General features: G+C 58.0%; 15 protein-coding genes. 5 read left to right on the plus strand and 10 right to left on the minus strand.

The annotated features are described in order from the left end of the window. Positions 1-2: 2 nt before the first annotated feature. Positions 3-2,096: a 4-alpha-glucanotransferase gene (malQ, locus tag CWM61_RS07920; RefSeq protein ID WP_100631033.1), complete on the plus strand. Its 2,094-nt coding sequence runs from the start codon at positions 3-5 to the stop codon at positions 2,094-2,096. A gap of 102 nt (positions 2,097-2,198) precedes the next feature. Here malQ and gntT read toward each other — a convergent pair whose 3' ends face one another. The 3 genes from gntT to gntX form a co-directional block, all read right to left on the minus strand. After that, on the minus strand, positions 2,199-3,515 hold the full coding sequence (gntT, locus tag CWM61_RS07925) for a gluconate transporter (RefSeq protein ID WP_008806999.1): 1,317 nt from the start codon (positions 3,513-3,515) through the stop codon (positions 2,199-2,201). A 336-nt stretch (positions 3,516-3,851) separates the two neighbouring features. After that, positions 3,852-4,427 (minus strand): Fe-S biogenesis protein NfuA, encoded by a 576-nt coding sequence (nfuA, locus tag CWM61_RS07930; RefSeq protein WP_061153097.1) that lies wholly within the window; start codon positions 4,425-4,427, stop codon positions 3,852-3,854. 58 nt (positions 4,428-4,485) lie between these two features. Then, positions 4,486-5,160, minus strand: coding sequence for a DNA utilization protein GntX (gntX, locus tag CWM61_RS07935; protein ID WP_074387053.1), 675 nt, complete (start codon positions 5,158-5,160; stop codon positions 4,486-4,488). Between the two features lie 39 nt (positions 5,161-5,199). Between gntX and bioH the strand changes: the two genes are divergently transcribed. Both bioH and CWM61_RS07945 read left to right on the plus strand, forming a co-directional pair. After that, a complete protein-coding gene (gene bioH / locus CWM61_RS07940; protein ID WP_074387054.1) occupies positions 5,200-5,973 on the plus strand; it encodes a pimeloyl-ACP methyl ester esterase BioH in 774 nt (257 codons plus the stop codon). A gap of 120 nt (positions 5,974-6,093) precedes the next feature. Beyond that, a complete protein-coding gene (locus CWM61_RS07945) occupies positions 6,094-6,363 on the plus strand; it encodes a YdgH/BhsA/McbA-like domain containing protein (protein WP_002920510.1) in 270 nt (89 codons plus the stop codon). An 86-nt stretch (positions 6,364-6,449) separates the two neighbouring features. Here the strand turns inward: CWM61_RS07945 and feoC are convergent, their stop codons facing one another. From feoC to greB, 5 genes are all read right to left on the minus strand, one after another. Then, complete coding sequence (feoC, locus tag CWM61_RS07950; RefSeq protein WP_004202151.1) at positions 6,450-6,689, minus strand: [Fe-S]-dependent transcriptional repressor FeoC; 240 nt, start codon at positions 6,687-6,689, stop codon at positions 6,450-6,452. Between the two features lie 9 nt (positions 6,690-6,698). Further along, entirely contained in the window at positions 6,699-9,017 is a 2,319-nt protein-coding gene (gene feoB, locus CWM61_RS07955; RefSeq protein ID WP_100631034.1) for a Fe(2+) transporter permease subunit FeoB, read from the minus strand. A 27-nt stretch (positions 9,018-9,044) separates the two neighbouring features. Further along, on the minus strand, positions 9,045-9,272 hold the full coding sequence (gene feoA / locus CWM61_RS07960; RefSeq protein WP_002920506.1) for a ferrous iron transporter A: 228 nt from the start codon (positions 9,270-9,272) through the stop codon (positions 9,045-9,047). A gap of 418 nt (positions 9,273-9,690) precedes the next feature. Further along, positions 9,691-12,021 carry a Tex family protein gene (locus tag CWM61_RS07965; protein ID WP_100631035.1) on the minus strand — a complete coding sequence of 777 codons (2,331 nt, stop codon included), beginning with the start codon at positions 12,019-12,021 and terminating at the stop codon, positions 9,691-9,693. Between the two features lie 100 nt (positions 12,022-12,121). Beyond that, a complete protein-coding gene (greB, locus tag CWM61_RS07970) occupies positions 12,122-12,595 on the minus strand; it encodes a transcription elongation factor GreB (protein WP_008807004.1) in 474 nt (157 codons plus the stop codon). Positions 12,596-12,822: 227 nt separating this feature from the next. Here greB and ompR point away from each other — a divergent pair, with 227 nt between their 5' ends. Then, on the plus strand, positions 12,823-13,542 hold the full coding sequence (gene ompR, locus CWM61_RS07975) for a two-component system response regulator OmpR (RefSeq protein ID WP_001157751.1): 720 nt from the start codon (positions 12,823-12,825) through the stop codon (positions 13,540-13,542). Beyond that, positions 13,539-14,894 (plus strand): two-component system sensor histidine kinase EnvZ, encoded by a 1,356-nt coding sequence (gene envZ / locus CWM61_RS07980; RefSeq protein WP_008807005.1) that lies wholly within the window; start codon positions 13,539-13,541, stop codon positions 14,892-14,894. Before ompR ends, envZ begins: the two co-directional genes overlap by 4 nt. Before the next feature lie 77 nt (positions 14,895-14,971). Here envZ and pckA read toward each other — a convergent pair whose 3' ends face one another. Both pckA and hslO read right to left on the minus strand, forming a co-directional pair. Continuing rightward, positions 14,972-16,594, minus strand: a complete 1,623-nt coding sequence (gene pckA, locus CWM61_RS07985; protein ID WP_100631036.1) for a phosphoenolpyruvate carboxykinase (ATP) — start codon at positions 16,592-16,594, stop codon at positions 14,972-14,974. Positions 16,595-16,953: 359 nt separating this feature from the next. After that, positions 16,954-17,838 (minus strand): Hsp33 family molecular chaperone HslO, encoded by an 885-nt coding sequence (gene hslO / locus CWM61_RS07990; RefSeq protein ID WP_162676854.1) that lies wholly within the window; start codon positions 17,836-17,838, stop codon positions 16,954-16,956. Positions 17,839-17,847: the final 9 nt, after the last annotated feature.

Genomic DNA, 17,847 nt, shown 5'->3' on the forward strand with positions numbered 1-17,847 from the left:
CTATGGAGAGTAAACGCCTCGATAATGCCGCGCTGGCGGCGGGCATCAGCCCCAGCTATATCAACGCGCACGGCAAGCCGCAGTCTATCGCGGCTGTCACCAAACAGCGCCTGCTGGATGCGATGCATCGCTCTACCGCCGCCACGAAAGTGGCGGTTAACCCGCTGCCGAACGTGAAAATTTTCACCCACGGCAAAAAAATGTCGCTGCCGGTGGCAGGACGCGGTGAGTATCAGTGGATCCTGACCACTGAGGACGGTAAGCAGTATCAAGGGAAAACCCGCGGCGGCGAAGCACTGCCGCTGCCGGCCAAATTGCCGGAGGGGTACCACTCCCTGACCCTCACTCAGGAGGGGGAGCGCTGGCATTGCCGGACCATCGTCGCGCCAGCCCGCTGCTACGAGCCGCAGCCGCTAAAAGAGGGGAAAAAGCTGTGGGGCACCTGCGTGCAGCTTTATACCCTGCGTTCGGAGAAAAACTGGGGCATCGGCGATTTTGGCGATCTGCGGGCCATGCTGCCGGAAATCGCCCGCCGCGGCGGGTCGTTTATTGGCCTTAACCCGATTCATGCCCTCTATCCGGCGAACCCGGAGAGCGCCAGTCCGTATAGCCCGTCTTCACGTCGCTGGCTGAACGTCATCTACATCGACGTTAATGCGGTTGAAGATTTCCAGCGTAGCGAAGAGGCGCAGGCATGGTGGCAGTCCGCAGCGACCCAGCAGGCCTTGCAGGCGGCGCGGCAAACGGATGATGTCGACTATACCGCGGTCACCACGCTGAAAATGACCGCGCTGCGTATGGCGTGGAAACGATTCTCTCGTCGTGAAGATGAGCAGATGACGGCGTTCCGCGAGTTTGTCCTGCGCGAGGGGGAAAGCCTCTACTGGCAGGCCGCTTTCGATGCGCTTCACGCCTGGCAGGTACAGCAGGATCCGCTGCGCTGGGGCTGGCCGGCCTGGCCGAAGGCCTTTCAGGATATCGACAGCCCGGAGGTGAAAGCCTTCTGCATTGAGCATGAGGATGACGTCAGCTTCTATCTCTGGTTGCAGTGGCTGGCCTGGAGCCAGTTTGCCGCCTGCTGGGAAACCAGCCAGCGCGATAGCATGCCGATAGGTCTTTACCGCGATCTGGCGGTGGGCGTCGCCGAAGGCGGGTCGGAGACCTGGTGCGACCGTGAACTGTACTGCCTGAAAGCGTCCGTGGGCGCGCCGCCGGATATTTTGGGGCCGCTGGGCCAGAACTGGGGCCTGCCGCCGATGGATCCGCATATTATTGCCGCTCGTGCCTATGAGCCGTTTATCGATCTGCTGCGCGCCAATATGCAGAACTGCGGTGCGCTGCGCATCGATCACGTGATGTCGGTGCTGCGTCTGTGGTGGATCCCTTATGGTGAGACCGCCGACCATGGCGCTTACGTTCAGTATCCCGTCGACGATCTGCTGTCGCTCCTGGCCCTGGAAAGCCAGCGTCATCGCTGCATGGTGATCGGTGAAGATCTGGGCACGGTACCGGTGGAGATTGTCAGCAAGTTACGCAATAGCGGCGTCTATTCTTATAAGGTGCTCTATTTTGAGAGTGATGCAGAGAAAACGTTCCGCGCGCCGGCGCTGTACCCGGAGCAATCAATGGCTGTGGCGACAACGCACGACCTGCCCACCCTCCGCGGCTACTGGGAAAGCGGCGATCTGACGTTAGGTAAAGCGCTGGGGCTCTATCCCGACGAGGTGGTGCTGCGCGGACTGTACCAGGACCGTGAGCTGGCGAAGCAAGGGCTACTGGATGCGCTGCATAAGTACGGTTGTCTGCCCAAGCGTGCCGGACATAAGGCCTCGCTGATGAGCATGACGGGGATCCTCAATCGGGGGATGCAGCGTTACATTGCCGACAGCAATAGTGCCCTGTTGGGCCTGCAGCCGGAAGACTGGCTGGAGATGGCGTCGCCGGTTAACATTCCGGGTACCAGCACCGAATACCCGAACTGGCGCCGGAAGCTGTCCGTCACCCTGGAGCAGATGTTTGCCGATGAACAGGTCAATAAGCTGATTAAGGATCTGGATAAACGGCGTAAGGCGGCGAGCAAGAAAGCCGCCTCCTGATGACTTCCCGCCGCGTCGTTCGCTGCGCGGCGAAGAGCATGTCTGAAAAAAAAGGCCGGCCCGCATAATGCGGACCGGCCTTTTTCTATGGCGGGAGTTACCTTACACCACCATCCCCAGCAGCAGACAGCCTACCAGGCCGCACACGGAGATAATGGTTTCCAGCACCGACCAGGACCTGATGGTCTCGCCGATGGTCAGGTTAAAGTACTCTTTGAACAGCCAGAAGCCCGGATCGTTGACGTGAGAGAAGATAACGCTGCCGGAGCCAACGGCGATAACCATCAGTTCCGGGCTGACGCCGGTGGTGGCGATCAGCGGCGCGGCAATCCCGCCCGCGGTGATGGCGGCAACGGTCGCTGAACCCAGCGCGATACGCAGTACTGCGGCGATAGACCACGCCATAAACAGCGGAGACATGTTCGATTCGTGCATGATAGAGGCGATGTATTTATCCATGCCGCTATCCACCAGCACCTGTTTGAAGGCGCCGCCGCCGCCGATGATCAACAGCATCATCGCGATGATTTTAATAGAAGAAGTCAGGGTATCGTTGATCTGCTCCATGGAGCGGCCGCGGTTCAAACCGAAGGTGAACAGGGCGATCAGTACCGCAATCAGGGTGGCCATCACCGGGTCGCCGAAGAACTCAGCAATCGGCAGGAAGGCGTGGCCCTTCGGCAGGATCATCTCGGCCACGGCGCGCATCGCCATCAGGATCACCGGTACCAGCGAGGTCCAGACGCTGACGCCAAAGCCAGGCATCTCTTCTTCAGTGAATACTTTCGGGTTATGCAGGCCTTCCGGGATCGGCTTATCAATGCCTTTCAGGAAGCGCGCAAACACCGGCCCTGCCAGGATAACCGTCGGGATAGCCAGAATGGTACCGTAGAGCAGCGTTTTGCCCATATCGGCATGGAAGATGGTGGCAATCGCGGTCGGACCCGGGTGCGGCGGCAGGAAGCCGTGGGTGACGGAGAGCGCGGCAGCCATCGGGACACCGACGTACAGCAGCGGGATGCGGGCCGAGGCGGCGATAGTAAACACCAGCGGCAGCATCAGCACGAAGCCCACTTCATAGAACAGCGCGAAGCCGACGGTGAAGCCGGTCAGCACAACAGCCCACTGAATATGCTTCTTACCGAACTTATTGATAAGGGTGGTGGCGATACGCTGGGCGCCGCCGCAGTCTGCCAGCAGTTTACCGAGCATAGCGCCGAAGCCCATGATCAGCGCGAGGCTGCCGAGGGTGCCGCCAACGCCGTTCTTGATGGAGACGATCACTTTATCCAGCGGCATACCCTGCATTAATCCGACGGCGAGCGCCACCAGAACCAGCGCAATGAAGCCGTTCATTTTGAAACGGATCATTAACAGCAATAACAGGGCAACCCCGATAGCAACGATGATTAATGGCATGATTTACCTGGCCTTAATTTGTTATGGGTAACGTCAAAGTTTCAACCTGTAAGACATCTGCTCCATCAGGGAGCAAAATAGTCTGGCACCGTAAACACTTGCATTATCCTTACCCAGAGAAAGGATAGCTGGCTATTTTTTTGCCGGTGGTGCCTGAAGGGGATGATACGGGTAACATGTGAGGGTTGAGAATCACCTGACGGGGGAAAATGTTAAATATGAGACTTAAGTCATACTCTTTCCCCGGTTTTTGCCGGGCATTTAGCGGGAGATGTTGCGCGGTAACACAGAAAGGACCAGAGAGAGCCGGCGGCAGGTTGCCGCCGGAGAGAAAACTTAGTAGTAGGAGTGCTCGCCGCGCTGATGCTCGGTCAAATCGCGAACCCCTTTCAGCTCCGGAAACTCATTCAGCAGCTGTTTCTCAATGCCTTCTTTCAGGGTCACGTCGACCATCGAGCAGCCGTTGCATCCGCCGCCGAACTGCAGAATAGCCAGACCGTCGTCGGTGATTTCCATCAGCGACACGCGGCCGCCGTGGCCCGCCAGCTGCGGGTTAATCTGCGACTGCAGCAGGTATTCGACGCGCTCCATCAGCGGGGCATCGTCAGAGACTTTACGCATTTTAGCGTTCGGCGCTTTCAGCGTCAGCTGAGAGCCAAGCTGGTCAGTGACGAAATCGATTTCAGCGTCATCCAGATACGGCGCGCTGAGTTCATCGACATAGGCGGTCAGCTGTTCAAATTTCAGCGCCGTGTCGGTGTCTTCCACCGCATCCGGTGGGCAGTAAGATACGCCGCACTCAGCGTTTGGGGTGCCGGGATTAATCACAAATACGCGAATTTGCGTCCCTTCTTCCTGATTTGCCAGCAGTTTGGCAAAGTGCGCTTGTGCAGCATCGGAAATACGGATCATAGCGTTGGCCTAATAGTTGACTATTTTACTGGGTTATAATACGCCCATCAGCGGGGGTCTACAAGGTACGGCACAAACACCATACCTGAACCGTCGCGGCGCCGTTTCGCAAAAGCAGGCGGGATATCTCGGCGACGGTGCTGCCGGTCGTGACGACATCATCCACGATAGCGATATGGAGTCCCTGCACGGCAAATTCAAGCTGAAAGGCATTTTTCAGGTTCTGCCTGCGCAAACGGGCATTAAGCGAATGCTGAACGGCGCCGGCTCGCTGGCGCGTCAGACCATCGCGATGCCAAAAACATCCTCGCCAGCGGGCTAGCGGCCGGCACAGCTCGTCGCACTGATTATAACCTCGATGCCAGCGACGACGGCGCCACAGCGGTACGCCGACCATACCGTCCACCGGCGGCAAATCGTGCCGCTGCTTAAGGCGCAGCTGCAGCAGACGCGCCAGGGCGGGCCCCAGCTCCGGACGATGGTGAAACTTCAACTGCTGGACCAGACCGCTCAGCGGTGGGCGATAGTCGTTGACCGCCACCAGCCGATGCCAGGGAGGCGGCTTTTGCAGGCAGCGGCCGCAGGGGTGATGGGATGTCGCCGCCGGCAGGCCACACTGCGGGCAGAGCGGGGGGCAGGCGAGCAGGGCGCGGCTGCAACGAGAGCAGAACCCCCAGTGGGCGAGCGCCAGCGGCATTTGGCATAGCCAGCATAAGCTGTGTGCTGTTAGCATATTTGGCCTTCTGTCCAGTAAAAAAGAGAACGGTAACGGATGAACGACATCTGGTGGCAAACAATCGGCGAAGGTGATTGTCATCTTGTGCTGCTGCACGGCTGGGGGCTGAACGCTCAGGTATGGGATTGCATCACGCCGCAGCTGGCTTCGCATTTTACCCTCCACCTGGTGGACCTGCCGGGCTATGGCCGCAGCGGCGGATATGGGGCGATGTCGCTCGAGGCGATGGCGCAGCGGGTGCTGGAGCAGGCTCCTCCTCAGGCGGTGTGGCTGGGCTGGAGCCTGGGCGGGCTGGTGGCAAGCCAGGTGGCGATGATGCACCCGGAACGCGTGCAGGCGCTGGTGACGGTCGCGTCTTCCCCCTGTTTCGCGGCCCGTGACGACTGGCCCGGCATCAAGCCCGAGGTGCTGGCCGGGTTTCAGCAGCAGCTGAGCGAAGATTTCCAGCGCACCGTCGAGCGATTCCTCGCTCTGCAAACCATGGGCACAGAGAGCGCGCGTCAGGATGCGCGGGCGTTAAAGCAGGCGGTGCTCTCGCTGCCGATGCCTTCCGCCGAGGCGTTGAACGGCGGACTGGAGATCCTCAGAACGGTCGATCTGCGCCAGGCGCTGGTCGGGCTGCCGATGCCGTTGCTGCGGCTGTATGGTCGGCTGGACGGACTGGTGCCGCGCAAGATTGTTCCGCTGCTGGATAAGCTGTGGCCGGAAAGCGAGTCGATCCTCTTTGATAAGGCAGCGCATGCGCCGTTTGTTTCTCATCCCGCGGCCTTCTGCGAGCCGCTGCTGGCGTTGAAAAAGCGGCTGGGGTAATTTTTTTTGCCGTGCCATGGTAAAAGGGCCATTCCTAGCAATACTTAGGTTGTTACGGTGGTTGATTATTTCATTCCGCCACCGTGACCTACAATAACAACCTTATGGAGAGTAGAGGCTATGAAACTTGTTACAGGAATGGTTGCATCTCTGGTGATTGGCACCCTGTCGTTTGGCGCATTCGCTGCGAAAGAGATCCAAAAAGAAGACGTGGCGAAGATGAATTTGACCAAGGTCGGCAGCATCACGACCTCCAGGACGACGTCACCGATGGACGCTCGACGCGATCTGTCTAAAAAAGCGGATGAGCTGGGTGGGAAATACTTTGTGGTGATTGCCGGGCAGAAAAACGAAAAAACCGTTCACGCTAACGCTGACGTTTATAAATAATCCAGTCATAAAAAACGGGCCTGCTGGCCCGTTTTTCACTGATGTCTCACTCATTTACCTTGTTGCACGACCTGGCATGACTCCTTTCATCGCAGCGCCCACCACTCCTGCTGGCACGCCGCTTTCCCTTCAGGACAGCTTTTACAGCTGCCTGAGAGACAGCCCTCGCTCGTTTCGCTGATCCGTACCACCTTACCCATGGCTTCCATCCGTTCCAGCATCGCGTCAATCAGCGGCTGAGGCGTCCGCAGGCGGGCGCTGAGCTGTTTCGCCTCCATGCGGCCCTGCAGGGCCAGCATATCGCGGACTTCCATTAACGACGCCACAGACCCTCCTTAGTGGCAATCGCCAGCCGGGCTGGAACAGCAGGAGGCCGGCGTTTTTCGGGTGGCCAGCAGCGAGACATCCACCCGGCTGCGCGCCCGGCGCAGCAGGCCGAAGAGCACCACGTTGAACAACACCACCGCCAGGATACACACCAGGCTGTAGCGCGGGTGGTCGCTAAAGCTGACGGTCTGGTAGTAGAGCGTCGAGAGCGAATAGGCGATATTCAGCCCCCACAGGATGGAGAAGGTCATCCAGCCACGGCTCGATTCGCGGGCGATGGCGCCCATCACCGAGATGCAGGGGATATAGAGCAGGACGAAGATCAGGTAGCTGTATGCCGCCGCCGCGCTGCCAAATTTATTGCCCATCACGCCCATGGCGCCGGTGGCCATTTCGCCATCGCCTTTGCTGGCTTCGATGGGGTTGGCCAGGACGCTGAGGCTGAAGGTGTCTTTCAGTCCCTGCCATGTCTCGTCGACGGCGGCGAGCAGTTCTTCGCCGAGGCTGAAGGTCTGCGGATTGAATTCCTCATTCTGGATATCTTCGGCGGTATAGAGCGTGTTCAGCGTACCGACCACCACCTCCTTCGCCATCGCGCCGGTAAACAGGCCGACGGTGGCCTGCCAGTTATCTTCATGCACGCCGATCGGTTTAAATACCGGCGTAATGACCCGGCTCACCGAGGCCAGCGCGGAGTCGTTGATGTTGTCGACGACCTTACCGCTCAGCGAGAAGCTGTTCAGCGCGCTGAGGAAAATGCTGACAATGACGATCACCTTCCCGGCGCGCAGCACAAAGCCTTTCAGGCGCTGCCAGGTCTGGATAATCAGGCTCTTGATGTGCGGGACGTGGTACACCGGCAGCTCCATCACGAACGGCGAGGCTTCACCGCGCATAATGGTGTGCTTTAGCATCAGGCCGGTGAGAATGGCCATCACAATGCCCAGCACGTAGAGTGAGAAGACCGCCAGCGCACCGTTCTGACCAAAGAACGCGGCCGCGAAGACAGCGAAGATCGCCAGCCGCGCGCCGCAGGACATAAACGGCGCCATCATAATGGTCATCAGACGCTCGCGCGGCGCGTCAAGGGTGCGGGCGCCCATCACCGACGGCACGTTGCAGCCGAAACCGACAATCAACGGGACAAAGGATTTCCCCGGCAGGCCGAGGGCTTGCATCAGGCGGTCCATCACAAAGGCGGCGCGCGCCATGTAGCCGGAGTCCTCAAGGAAGGAGAGGAACAGATACATCATGCCGATCTGCGGCACCAGCGGCAGCACGGTGTTGATACCGCCGCCGATCCCCTGGGCGAGGAAGACGGTCAGCCAGTCCGGGAAGTGCAGGGTGTAGCCCAGCCATTGAATACCGTGAATAAAGACCGCGACTGAGCCGGCATCGAAAATCGGCTGCAGCGCGCCGCCGATGTTGATCGCCAGCAGGAACATCAGGTACATGACAAAGAGAAAAATCGGCAACCCGAGGAAGCGGTTAAGGATCACTTTGTCCATTGCCGCGGTGAAGCGGCTTGGCTCGGCGGTCAGGGTGTTGCTGACGGCGTCGCAAACGGCGGCGATGGTCTGATAGCGCGCGTCTGCGATATGCAACGCCGGGTCGTCGATCTCGTCGCTGAGATTCGCCAGAGCAATATCCAGTTTATCGGCGGCGTCGCCGGCATAGGCCCGGCTGTAGATATCGCCCTCCAGCATCTGCAGACCCAGCCAGCGCCGCTGCCGGGTCGGGATCTGCGCTGACATTTGCTGCGCCAGCAGGTCAGCTTCGCGCAGCAACGGCTGCGGATAGTGAACCAGCTCAATATCGCTGTTCGCCTGATGACGGTCGAGGGCAATCTTCAGCGCTTCGATCCCACGTCCGCGGGTCGAGACCAGCGGAATGACCGGACAGCCGAGACGGGCGGCGAGGGCGTCGATATCAATTCGCACCTGTTGCTTTTCGGCGATATCCAGCATGTTCAGCGCGACGACGCAGGGGATCCCCAGCTCAAGCAGCTGCAGCGTCAGATAGAGGTTTCGCTCGAGGTTGGAGGCATCGACCACGTTAATCAGCACGTCGGCGTCGCCGCTCAGGATGTAGTGGCAGGCAATCTGCTCGTCCAGCGAGGTCTGTGAGGAGATAGTGGTCAGGGAGTAGGTCCCCGGGAGGTCGACCAGCGTGACCTGGTGGTCAGTGGTGGCGAAAACCCCCTCTTTACGCTCAACGGTGACCCCGGCCCAGTTGCCTACGCGCTGGCGGGCGCCGGTCAGCTGATTAAATAAGGTGGTCTTGCCGGAATTAGGATTACCAATTAAACCAACGGTTAATTTTTTCATATTTCACACTCTTGTGCCGGCCAGCCGTTATTGTGCAACCGCTTCCAGTTCGATTAAGGCGAGATCTTTTTTGCGTAATACCAGACTGACGCGTCGGGTTTCAATATGAACAGGATCGCCGAGCGGCGCTACGCGAACCACATGAAAAGAGGAACCGGGCAGCATGCCGAGGGAAAGCAATTTCTGACGGTATGCTGGGCTAATATCGCGGGAGAATCCGGTAATTTTCCACGCACTATCAGGTGTGAATTGCATAGGGCCTACTTGTGTATCGCTAACCGAAGAAGAATTGACCGGGCGTCTGGGACAACCGCGCCGGGGACCGTAGCCAACGAAAAAGGAAAAAGCGTACTGAAAATGATGATAATGAGAATGGTTTTTATCATCAATACATATGATGCGCTAAACGCTATTTTTATTGCGAAAATCACCTTTTTTTTGATATGACGCAAAGTCCGGCTGTAATCAAAAATGCGCGAAATATTATTTCGTCGGTTTAATGTTTAATTAAGGTTTCTTAAGTTAACGAAATGAAAATAATAATTTCGCTGTCTTTCCTGGACGGAATTAATGCAGGCTATCAGAAATGACTGAACCCGTTTTGCGCGTAATGGCGGTCGTATCGCCAGGGTATGAAAAATAAAAACTGCCCCTGAACAGGGGCAGGGAGAGATTAGCGTTTTTTACCCATTGCCGCGGCCAGGGCATCCATCATCGCGCTGTTACCGGCAGGCTGTGCCTCGCGACCGCGGGGTTTGGCGGCTTTCGCGGCCGGGCGGTTACCCTGCGGGCGATCCTGACCGCCGCCGCGGCGGACGTTGCTGTCGCCTGGCTGCTCGTCGAGACGCATGGTCAGGGCGATACGTTTACGTGGCAGATCGACTTCCATGACCTTCACCTTCACGATGTCGCCCGCTTTCACCACGGTGTGTGGATCTTCAACAAACCGGTCAGAAAGCGACGAAATGTGAACCAGTCCGTCCTGATGGACACCGATATCGACAAACGCGCCGAAGTTGGTGACGTTGGTGACGGCGCCTTCCAGGATCATCCCCGGCAGCAGATCGTTCATGGTCTCTACACCATCAGCGAATTTCGCCGTCTTAAACTCCGGACGCGGATCGCGGCCCGGTTTTTCCAGCTCTTTGATAATATCGGTGACGGTCGGAACACCGAACTTCTCATCGGTGAAATCCGCGGCCTTCAGATGACGCAGTTCGCTGCTGTTGCCCATCAGATCTTTCAGCGCCTGCTGGGTGGCGGCCAGAATGCGTTCGACCACCGGATAGGCTTCCGGGTGCACGGTGGAGGCGTCCAGCGGGTTATCGCCATGGTTGATACGCAGGAAGCCCGCACACTGTTCAAAGGCTTTCGGCCCCAGACGGCTGACTTTCAGCAACTGCTGGCGATTCTGGAACTGGCCGTTCTCGTCGCGCCAGGTGACGATATTCTGCGCCATCATGCGGGTCAGGCCGGCGACGCGAGTCAGCAGCGGAACGGAGGCGGTATTCAGGTCAACGCCGACGGCGTTCACGCAGTCTTCTACCACCGCGTCCAGCTTACGCGCCAGCTGGGTCTGGCTAACATCGTGCTGATACTGGCCGACGCCAATCGATTTCGGGTCGATTTTCACCAGCTCGGCCAGAGGATCCTGCAGACGACGGGCGATGGAGACCGCGCCACGCAGCGACACGTCGAGGTCCGGGAACTCCAGCGCCGCCAGTTCGGAGGCGGAGTAAACGGAAGCGCCCGCTTCGCTGACAATCACCTTCTGGGCGGTGACTTTCGGGAACTGTTTCTGCACGTCGAGGAAGAAACGCTCGGTTTCACGCGAAGCGGTACCGTTGCCGATAGCCACCAGCTCAACGTTGTACTTTTCACACAGCGCGGCAACCGCCACCGCCGCTTTAGCGGCCTGCCCGGTATGCGGGTAGATGGTATCGGTAGCCACCAGCTTGCCGGTACCGTCAACGACGGCGACTTTAACGCCGGTGCGCAGGCCTGGATCGAGCCCCATGGTGGCGCGTAGCCCGGCGGGCGCCGCCATCAGCAGGTCGTGCAGGTTACGGGCGAAGACATTGATGGCTTCGTCCTCCGCGCGTTCGCGCACGGTGCCCATCAGCTCGGTTTCGAGATGCATCAGGACTTTGATGCGCCAGGTCCAGCTGACGACTCCTTTACGCCAGCTGTCCGCCGGGGCGTTGTTCAGGCGCAGGCCAAGGTGGTCGATAATAATTTGCTCGCCGTGGCTCTCTTTCGGCGGCTCGTCAAACTGCGGATCGGCGTTTAAAGAGAGCTGCAGCACGCCTTCGTTGCGACCGCGGAACATCGCCAGCGCGCGGTGCGATGGCACGGTGGCGATCGGTTCATGGTGATCGAAGTAGTCGCGGAATTTGGCGCCTTCCTCTTCTTTGCCGCTAACGACGGTGGAAACCAGGTGGGCGTTTTTCCACAGATAGTCACGGACCTTAGCCAGCAGCGCGGCGTCTTCGGCAAACCGCTCCATCAGAATATAGCGCGCGCCGTCCAGCGCCGCTTTGCTGTCGGCGATGCCGTTGTCAGCGTTGATGTATTTTGCCGCCTCCGCTTCCGGCTCGTGGGCCGGTTCGTTCCACAGCAGCTCAGCCAGCGGCTCCAGCCCGGCTTCGATGGCGATCTGTCCGCGGGTACGACGCTTCGGCTTGTACGGCAGGTAGAGGTCTTCCAGTTCAGTTTTGCTGAGCGTGGTGGTGATGGCTTTTTCCAGCGCGTCGGTCAGTTTGCCCTGTTCACCGATGGATTTGAGGATCGCCTGACGACGGTCTTCGAGTTCGCGCAGATAGCCGAGGCGGGTTTCCAGATTACGCAGCTGCGTGTCATCCAGACCGCCAGTGACTTCTTTACGATAACGTGCAATAAACGGCACGGTGTTCCCTTCATCAAGCAGGCGAACGGCAGCTTCTACCTGTTCGGCTCTGGCCTGAAGTTCACCCGCAATAATGCGGCAGAGCGAATCATTCATCATGGCTTTTAATTCATCTTTAGGGTCAAAAATCAGGGACTAGTTATACGGACTGACGGCTGAAAATGCCAGCCGCGCCCGGTGTCTCTCGGAAAGTTCTTGTCTATTTTACGTATTCGATCTCGTTGACATACCAGCTGGCTTCGCCCGCCGGCGTGTTCACGATAGCCAGATCGCCGACCTCTTTTTTCAATAAGGCGCGCGCCATTGGCGAGTCGATGGAGATGTAGTCTTTGCGGCCAAAAATCTCATCGTAGCCGACGATGCGAAAGCGTTTGGTGTCACCCTCGTCGTTTTCGATCTCTACCCAGGCGCCGAAGAAGACTTTGCCTTCCTGCTGCGGGGAATAATCGACTATCTTTAACTGCTCCAGACATTTGGTCAGATAGCGGACCCGGCGGTCGATCTCCCGCAGGCGCTTTTTGTTGTACTGGTAGTCCGCGTTCTCGCTGCGGTCGCCAAGGCTGGCGGCCCAGGTCACCTTTTTGGTCACTTCCGGGCGCTCCTGGCGCCACAGGTAGTCCATTTCCTGCTTCAGTTTTTCATATCCCTCGCGGGTGATCAGCGGCGTTTTCATCGTGAGTTCAACCTTCTGACAGTCTGTCGTTGCGCACAATTTGTAGCGCGTAATAATACCGACAGGATAAATACTGTGTCTTATGATTAAATGTATACTTAACCTGCTGTTAAATATGCTTTGTAACAATTTAGCCTGGAATGTATACCAGATTTAGCTGGTGAGCGCGCCGGGCTTTTTTGAGAATACGCACTGACTATTGCAGTGAACCTTTGGGAGTACAAACAATGCAAGAGAATTATAAGATTCTGGTTGTGGATGACGACATGCGCCTGCGTGCGCTGCTCGAACGTTATCTGACCGAGCAGGGCTTCCAGGTTCGTAGCGTGGCGAACGCCGAACAGATGGATCGTCTGTTAACCCGTGAATCCTTCCACCTGATGGTGCTGGATCTGATGCTGCCTGGGGAAGATGGTCTCTCGATTTGCCGTCGTCTGCGCAGTCAGAGCAACCCGATGCCGATCATTATGGTGACGGCGAAAGGTGAAGAGGTTGACCGGATCGTTGGCCTGGAAATCGGGGCTGACGACTACATTCCGAAGCCGTTTAACCCGCGTGAACTGCTGGCCCGTATTCGGGCGGTGCTGCGTCGTCAGGCGAATGAACTGCCGGGCGCGCCATCGCAGGAAGAGGCGGTTATCGCCTTTGGTAAATTCAAACTGAACCTGGGCACCCGCGAGATGTTCCGTGAAGACGAGCCGATGCCGTTGACCAGCGGCGAATTTGCGGTCCTGAAGGCGCTGGTGAGTCATCCTCGCGAACCGCTGTCGCGCGATAAGCTGATGAACCTCGCCCGCGGGCGCGAATATTCTGCGATGGAGCGCTCCATCGACGTTCAGATCTCCCGCCTGCGCCGCATGGTGGAAGAGGATCCGGCGCATCCGCGCTATATCCAGACCGTCTGGGGTCTGGGCTACGTCTTCGTCCCGGACGGCTCTAAGGCATGAAACGCGTGCGCTTTTCGCCGCGCAGCTCCTTTGCTCGCACGCTGCTCCTGATCGTCACCTTGCTGTTCGTCAGCCTGGTGACGACCTATCTGGTGGTACTGAATTTCGCGATCCTGCCGAGTCTCCAGCAGTTTAATAAAGTATTGGCCTACGAAGTCCGTATGCTGATGACCGACAAACTGCAGCTGGAGGATGGCACCCAGCTGGTGGTGCCCCCGGCGTTTCGTCGTGAAATTTATCGTGAGCTGGGGATTTCGCTCTATTCCAATGAAGCGGCGGAAGACGCAGGGCTGCGCTGGGCGCAGCATTATGAATTCTTAAGCCAGCAGATGGCGCATCAGCTCGGCGGCCCCACTGAGGTGCGGGTGGAGGTCAATAAAAGCTCCCCCGTGGTGTGGCTGAAGACCTGGCTGTCGCCCAATATCTGGGTGCGGGTACCGCTGACCGAGATCCATCAGGGCGACTTCTCGCCGCTGTTCCGCTATACCCTGGCGATCATGCTGTTGGCGATAGGCGGCGCCTGGCTGTTTATCCGTATTCAGAACCGTCCGCTGGTAGATCTCGAACACGCGGCGCTGCAGGTCGGGCGCGGTATTATCCCGCCGCCGCTGCGTGAGTACGGCGCCTCTGAGGTGCGCTCTGTGACCCGCGCCTTTAACCATATGGCCGCGGGTGTGAAGCAGCTGGCTGACGACCGTACGCTGCTGATGGCCGGGGTCAGCCACGATTTACGTACTCCGCTGACGCGCATTCGTCTGGCCACCGAGATGATGGGCGAGCAGGACGGCTATCTCGCGGAGTCGATCAACAAAGATATCGAAGAGTGCAACGCCATCATCGAGCAGTTTATCGACTATCTGCGCACCGGGCAGGAGATGCCGATGGAGCTGGCGGACCTCAATGCCGTGCTGGGCGAAGTGATCGCTGCAGAGAGCGGCTATGAACGTGAGATCGCCACCGCCTTACAGGCCGGTGAAATCCCGGTACGCATGCACCCGCTTTCTATCAAGCGCGCGCTGGCGAATATGGTGGTGAATGCGGCTCGCTATGGCAATGGCTGGATCAAGGTCAGCAGCGGCAGCGAAGCGAGCCGGGCCTGGTTCCAGGTGGAAGATGACGGGCCGGGGATCAAACCTGAGCAGCGCGAACATCTGTTCCAGCCGTTTGTGCGCGGCGATAGCGCCCGCAGTACCAGCGGCACCGGGCTGGGGCTGGCGATTGTTCAGCGTATTATCGACAATCATAATGGCCGGCTGGAGATTGGCTCCAGCGAACGCGGCGGATTACTGATCCGCGCCTGGCTGCCGGTGCACCGGATGCTGGCGCCGATGAAACCCACCAAAGAGAGCTGAGTGCGGCCGAGGTTGGCCAATCAGGACGTTGCACAACAAAAAGCCGGGCAAGCCCGGCTTTTTCACCTCTGCGCCCGTTAGCGCTGCGGTCCTGCCGCTACCAGCGCGGCACCCGCTGGCGTATCGGTATATTTCTCAAAGTTCTCAATGAACAGCTTCGCCAGCTGGTCGGCTTTTTCCTGCCACTGCTCCGGGGAACCATAGGTGTTGCGCGGATCGAGGATCTGGGTATCCACGCCCGGGAGCGCCGTTGGGATCTGCAGGTTAAACATCGGCAGGGTAAAGGTCTCTGCGTTGTCCAGCGAGCCATTGAGGATGGCGTCGATGATGGCGCGGGTATCTTTAATCGAGATGCGCTTGCCGGTGCCGTTCCAGCCGGTATTGACCAGATAAGCCTGCGCGCCAGCCGCCTGCATGCGTTTGACCAGCACTTCGGCGTATTGCGTCGGGTGCAGCGACAGGAAGGCTGCGCCAAAGCAGGCGGAGAAGGTTGGCGTGGGCTCGGTCACACCGCGCTCGGTACCGGCTAGCTTGGCGGTAAATCCGGACAGGAAATGGTACTGCGTCTGATCGGCGGTCAGGCGGGAGACCGGCGGCAGTACGCCGAACGCATCGGCTGTCAGGAAGATCACTTTGGTGGCATGGCCGGCTTTGGAAACCGGTTTAACAATGTTGTCGATATGGTCGATGGGGTAGGAGACGCGGGTGTTTTCGGTCTTCGAACCGTCATCGAAATCGATCGTGCCATCGGCGCGCACCACCACGTTTTCCAGCAGGGCGTTGCGGCGGATGGCGTGATAGATATCTGGCTCGGCCGCTTCAGAGAGCTTGATGGTCTTGGCGTAGCAGCCCCCTTCGAAGTTAAACACGCCGTCGTCATCCCAGCCATGTTCGTCATCGCCAATCAGGCGGCGTTTCGGATCGGTGGAGAGGGTGGTTTTGCCGGTGCCTGAGAGGCCGAAGAAAATGGCGACATCGCCTTTCTCGCCGACGTTGGCTGAGCAGTGCATGGAGGCGATGCCCTTCAGCGGCAGCAGGTAGTTCATGATCGAGAACATCCCTTTCTTCATTTCGCCGCCGTACCATGTGCCGCCGATCAGCTGGATGCGCTCGGTGAGGTTGAAGGCAATGAAGTTTTCCGAGTTCAGACCTTGCTCTTTCCACTGCGGGTTGGTGCACTTCGCGCCGTTCATCACGATGAAGTCGGGCTTGAAGTCTGCCAGCTCTTCGTCGCTCGGGCGGATGAACATGTTTTTAACGAAGTGCGCCTGCCAGGCCACTTCGGTAATAAAGCGCACGCTGAGACGGGTATCGGCGTTGGCGCCACAGAAGGCGTCGACGATAAACAGGCGTTTACCAGACAACTGCTGGGTGACCAGTCCTTTCAGATGTTGCCATGTTTCCTGTGAAAGCGGCTTGTTGTCGTTTTTCCCTTTGCCTTTATCAGACCACCAAACGGTATCGCGGGTGGTGTCGTCGCGAACGAGGTACTTATCTTTCGGAGAACGACCGGTAAAAATGCCCGTGTCGACGGCGATAGCACCCAGACTGGTTAATACGCCACGTTCGTAACCTTCCAGGCTGGGGTCGAGCTCTTCCTGAAACAACATATCGTAGCTGGGATTGTGGACGATATCCTGAACGTCATTGATACCATAAGCCTTGAGATCCTGCGGGGTTAAACCATGATTAACGCGCATGTCACTGCTCCTTAGCCAAGATGTACTGCTGTAAATTGTAGGGTTTATTACCGGGTATTGACCGCGACCAGGCTCATAGATTTACGTATCTCGACATTCCTCAGAATGACGAAAAAAACGGTGACTCCTGTCACGAAGTGAAGTGGATTATCTCAGGAAATGGGCGGATATTGGGGGTAGATGTTTATTAATGGTTAAAAAGTAATTAAAAAAACTGCTGAAATGTGAATGTAATCGCTTTCCTGGAATAAAATTACGTAACTCTTTCAGCGAAAATCGATTCAACTCGTGAATAAATGGAAGTCAGGCACAGCGCGATGAACAACATCGCCGCCCTGTGCCTGTGGAAGACGCGGGGATTAATGGACCTGCGGGTCGGCCGGAGAGGCGTTATTACGGATCTCGGCAATATCCATGGCATTGAAGATATAGTGGCTACCGCAGTAGTCGCAGTGCATATCAATCTCGCCCTCATCAGCGAGGATGCTATCTATCTCTTCATCCGGCAGAGTCTTCAGCGCGCCAGCGCAGCGTTCACGAGAGCAGGTGCACTTGAATTCGACGCTCTGAGGCTCGTAGACCGTGACCTCTTCCTCATGGTACAGACGCCACAGCACATCGTTCGCCGGCAGGGTGAACAGCTCTTCCGCCTTGATGGTCTCGGTGAGCGTCGCCAGGTGTTCGAAGTCGGCAGTCTGGGCATCCTGCGCCGGCATCACCTGCAGCAGCATCCCGCCGGCCATCGGCTGGCCTTCATGTTCCCCGGTGCGAATGATTAGGCGTGTCGGCAGCTGCTCTGAACGCTGGAAGTAATCTTCCAGGCAGGCGGCCAGCGTATCGCCTTCGAGACCGACCACACCCTGATAACGCTCACCCTCTTTCGGGGAGATGGTAATGACCAGATAGCCGTTGCCAACCATCGTTTTCAGATCTGCATCGTCCGCAATATCACCCTGCACGCGCGCGACGCCGCGCAGCTGCTGCTGGTTATTGCCGTTGATCACCGCCAGCTGTAAAGGACCATCGCCCTGCAGCTGAACGGTAATGTCGCCAGCAAACTTCAGCGTTGCAGTCAGCAGGCTGGTGGCGACCAGCAGTTCCGCCAGCACCGTTTTCACCGGCTGCGGATAGGTGTGATTCGCCAGAATCTGTTCCAGGGTTTCCGACACCGTCACCAGCTCGCCGCGTACGGCATAGTTTTCAAACAGATAACGATGTAATTGATCGTGTTGAGTCATAATCATCTCTCTTTC

Origin of the sequence: Klebsiella sp. K-Nf6 (assembly GCF_002806655.1) — a bacterium.
Classification (GTDB): domain Bacteria; phylum Pseudomonadota; class Gammaproteobacteria; order Enterobacterales; family Enterobacteriaceae; genus Klebsiella; species Klebsiella variicola.

Coding starts and splice junctions, on each gene's coding strand:
- ompR (WP_001157751.1), top strand. CDS start 12,823: ATGCAAGAGAATTATAAGATTCTGGTTGTGGATGACGACATGCGCCTG.
- hslO (WP_162676854.1), bottom strand. CDS start 17,838: ATGATTATGACTCAACACGATCAATTACATCGTTATCTGTTTGAAAAC.
- greB (WP_008807004.1), bottom strand. CDS start 12,595: ATGAAAACGCCGCTGATCACCCGCGAGGGATATGAAAAACTGAAGCAG.
- nfuA (WP_061153097.1), bottom strand. CDS start 4,427: ATGATCCGTATTTCCGATGCTGCACAAGCGCACTTTGCCAAACTGCTG.
- feoA (WP_002920506.1), bottom strand. CDS start 9,272: ATGCAATTCACACCTGATAGTGCGTGGAAAATTACCGGATTCTCCCGC.
- gntX (WP_074387053.1), bottom strand. CDS start 5,160: ATGCTAACAGCACACAGCTTATGCTGGCTATGCCAAATGCCGCTGGCG.
- malQ (WP_100631033.1), top strand. CDS start 3: ATGGAGAGTAAACGCCTCGATAATGCCGCGCTGGCGGCGGGCATCAGC.
- CWM61_RS07945 (WP_002920510.1), top strand. CDS start 6,094: ATGAAACTTGTTACAGGAATGGTTGCATCTCTGGTGATTGGCACCCTG.
- gntT (WP_008806999.1), bottom strand. CDS start 3,515: ATGCCATTAATCATCGTTGCTATCGGGGTTGCCCTGTTATTGCTGTTA.
- bioH (WP_074387054.1), top strand. CDS start 5,200: ATGAACGACATCTGGTGGCAAACAATCGGCGAAGGTGATTGTCATCTT.
- pckA (WP_100631036.1), bottom strand. CDS start 16,594: ATGCGCGTTAATCATGGTTTAACCCCGCAGGATCTCAAGGCTTATGGT.
- feoB (WP_100631034.1), bottom strand. CDS start 9,017: ATGAAAAAATTAACCGTTGGTTTAATTGGTAATCCTAATTCCGGCAAG.
- CWM61_RS07965 (WP_100631035.1), bottom strand. CDS start 12,021: ATGATGAATGATTCGCTCTGCCGCATTATTGCGGGTGAACTTCAGGCC.
- envZ (WP_008807005.1), top strand. CDS start 13,539: ATGAAACGCGTGCGCTTTTCGCCGCGCAGCTCCTTTGCTCGCACGCTG.